Origin of the sequence: Kitasatospora sp. NPDC057198 (assembly GCF_042670125.1) — a bacterium.
Classification (GTDB): Bacteria; Actinomycetota; Actinomycetes; order Streptomycetales; family Streptomycetaceae; genus Kitasatospora.
Genome location: NZ_JBHUWH010000732.1, coordinates 1 through 2547 on the forward strand (window position 1 = coordinate 1; position 2547 = coordinate 2547).

The following is a 2547-nucleotide window of genomic DNA, read 5'->3' on the forward strand; positions in this document are numbered from 1 at the left end:
CCATGACGAGTTTCGGCAACGCGCTGGTCTACCTGCTCGACCCGGACCGCGCGGAGCCCGCGGGGCACGGAAAGCCCGCGGGGCACGGAAAGCCCGCGGGGCACGGAAAGCCTGCGGGGCACGGAAAGCCTGCGGGGCACGGAAAGCCTGCGGAAGGGGGCGCCGGGGCCTGGCGGCGGATCGGCGCGGACCAGGCCGCCGCGGCCGCCGCGACCGAGCAGATCCTGCGCACCGTCCCGCTCGGCGACCGCACCAACGCGCCCGGCCAGTTGCGCCGGGCCACCGCCGACCTGGAGATCGGCGGGGTCACCATCCCGGCGGGCGCGATCGTCGCCGCCGACACCACCGCCGCCAACGCCGACCCGGAGGTCTACCCGCCGGGCCCGCTCGACCTGTTCGCCCCGCTCGGCACCCCGTCGCTGACCTTCGGCGCCGGACCGCACCACTGCCTGGGCGCCTGGCTGGCCCGGATGGAGCTCGAACTCGGCCTGCACCACCTCGCCCGCGCCCTGCCCGGCCTGCGGCTGGCCACCCCCGTCGACCGGATCGAGTGGCGCACCGGCCTGCTCACCCGCAGCCCGCTGCGCCTGGAGGTGGCCTGGTGAGCGACGCCCCGCGGCTGGTCGTGGCGGTCGACCGGGCCCGCTGCATCGGCAGCGGCCTGTGCGCCCGCACCGCCCCCGCCGACCTCGCCCTCGCCCCGGACGGCCGGGCCCTGCCCACCCGTCCGGCCACCGGGGGCTCCGCGGAACTGACCGAGGCCGCCGAGATGTGCCCGGTCGAGGCCATCACCGTCCGCGACGCCACCACCGGAGCCCTGGTCGCCCCCGCCTGGTGACCACCCGTCACCCCGGCGGGCGGTCACCGGCCGCCGGGGCCCGGCTCGATCGCACACCGATGGGTAAAGCTTCAACCAAAACCCCTGGACGGCGACCGGCCTGCGCTGCCATCCTCGCCGCCGTGCTGATCTTCATCGTGCTGGGCCTGATTCCGCTCGGCTTCTTCTGCTTCGGCCTGGCCCTGTTCGTGGACTTCCGCGGCGTCGCCACCCACTACACCGCCCGCAACCGCGCCGTCGTCGAGGAGATGGCCCGCAACGGCCAGGACGCCCGCGCCTTCCTGGTGCTCGGCGACAACCGCAAGATGGGCCCGCTGATCATGCTGCTGAGCGCCGGAGCGGTGGCCTTCATCGTCTACCAGATCGTCACCATCGCCCGGAACGGCGGCTGATCCGCCGCCCGGCTCAGCCCGAGCCGTACACCCGGCGGGCCTCCAGGACGACGGCCGTTCCGGCGACGGGACGGCCCTCGTGCATGGTGATCCGGTCGCCGGGGCGCAGGCCGCGCCAGCGGTCGGGGGTGAGCGGGAGCAGTCGGACGGTGGCGCGTTCGCCGGGGCCCAGGGTGGGGGTGTGCTCCACCCAGAGGGCGGCGACGGCGAGGTCCGGCCCGCCGTCGGGGGTGCGCCGGCCGATGTCCCACAGCGGGCGCATGACGCCCGCCCCGTCGAAGGCGGTCCGGCGCGGCCCCTGCGCGGCGGGCGGGAGGGTGAGTTCGGCGCGGATCACCAGGTCGTCGCGGGCCTCGTACCGGCGCCAGCGGCACCAGGCGGCACTGCGGGCGTGGTGGAGCTCCTCGGCGGCCGCGGCGAGGTCGGCCCAGATCCGGGGCGGGACCGGCGGGTTGCTGCCGGGCTCCTCCAGCAGGGTGAGGACGGTCTCCCAGCCGTCGTGGGCGAGGAGGTCCCAGATCTCCAGGACGGTGGGGTCGTCCGGGTCGGCGGCGGCGCCGGGGGCGAGCAGTCCGGCGCTCTCCAGCAGTTCGAGGACGTCCATGCCGCCGATTGTGGCCCGCCCCCGGACGACGAGGACCGGCGGGGTGCCGGACGGACTGCCCTCCGGAGCACCAGCTGTCCGAGGCACCGCCTGTCCGGGGCGCCGCCTAGCCTGGGCGGATGACGTTGGGGATCGACCACGAGGGCAGGCCGTACCCGGAGGCGCTGGCCGCCGTGCTGGCGGAGCCGTTCGAGTACGAGGAGGGCGACGGGATCGACCTGGAGGCGTTCGGGGCGTTCCTGTCGGCCGGGGAGACCACGCAGTGGCTGCGGGCGTGGACGGGGAACCCGGAGGCGACGGGTGACCTGTTCCGGGTGTTCGCGATGGACGGCACCGGCGGGTACGCGGCGTTCTGGCTGGTCGAGCCGTGGCGCGGGCTGGACGGGCAGCCGGTGGTGTTCCTGGGCTCGGAGGGCGAGACGGGGGTGGTGGCCCGGGACTTGGGCGAGTTCCTGTGGCTGCTCGCGGACGGCCTGGGCCCGGCCGAGGCGGTGGACGAGCTGCCCGCCGCGTCCCTGGCCCGCACCACGTAGCTGACGGTGGAGGCCGCGGGCTGGGTGTCGGTCCAGGTGGTGACGTCGCCGGCCACGCTCCTGCGGAGCACGTTGTCGGCGAAGACGTCGTAGCCGGTGACGCCCTTGTCGTCGGACGAGGCCGTCCAGGTCAGCTTGATCTGCCCGCCGGCCTGCTCGGTGAAGGCCAGGCCGGACGGC

4 protein-coding genes and 2 pseudogenes are annotated in these 2547 nt (G+C 75.6%); 4 read left to right on the forward strand and 2 right to left on the reverse strand.

The annotated features are described in order from the left end of the window. The 3 genes from ACFUEL_RS38350 to ACFUEL_RS38360 form a co-directional block, all read left to right on the forward strand. Nucleotides 1-605, forward strand: a 605-nt coding sequence (locus ACFUEL_RS38350; RefSeq protein WP_380242646.1) for a cytochrome P450, incomplete at its 5' end; no start/stop codon positions are given. Then, nucleotides 602-838 carry a ferredoxin gene (locus ACFUEL_RS38355; RefSeq protein ID WP_380242648.1) on the forward strand — a complete coding sequence of 79 codons (237 nt, stop codon included), beginning with the start codon at nt 602-604 and terminating at the stop codon, nt 836-838. The genes ACFUEL_RS38350 and ACFUEL_RS38355, both read left to right, overlap by 4 nt. Before the next feature lie 122 nt (nt 839-960). Further along, nucleotides 961-1230, forward strand: coding sequence for a hypothetical protein (locus ACFUEL_RS38360; RefSeq protein WP_380242649.1), 270 nt, complete (start codon nt 961-963; stop codon nt 1228-1230). Nucleotides 1231-1243: 13 nt separating this feature from the next. On the opposite strand, the gene ACFUEL_RS38365 is transcribed toward ACFUEL_RS38360, so the two are convergent. Then, entirely contained in the window at nt 1244-1834 is a 591-nt protein-coding gene (locus tag ACFUEL_RS38365; RefSeq protein WP_380242651.1) for a hypothetical protein, read from the reverse strand. Between the two features lie 119 nt (nt 1835-1953). On the opposite strand from ACFUEL_RS38365, the pseudogene ACFUEL_RS38370 reads away from it, so the two are divergent. Next, a pseudogene (locus tag ACFUEL_RS38370) lies at nt 1954-2325 on the forward strand (SMI1/KNR4 family protein); the annotation flags it as partial. A gap of 2 nt (nt 2326-2327) precedes the next feature. Here the strand turns inward: ACFUEL_RS38370 and ACFUEL_RS38375 are convergent. Then, a pseudogene (locus ACFUEL_RS38375) lies at nt 2328-2547 on the reverse strand (hypothetical protein); the annotation flags it as partial.

What these genes read in the sequence shown, in the direction of transcription:
- ACFUEL_RS38365 (WP_380242651.1), bottom strand. Translation starts at nt 1,834, where the DNA reads ATGGACGTCCTCGAACTGCTGGAGAGCGCCGGACTGCTCGCCCCCGGC.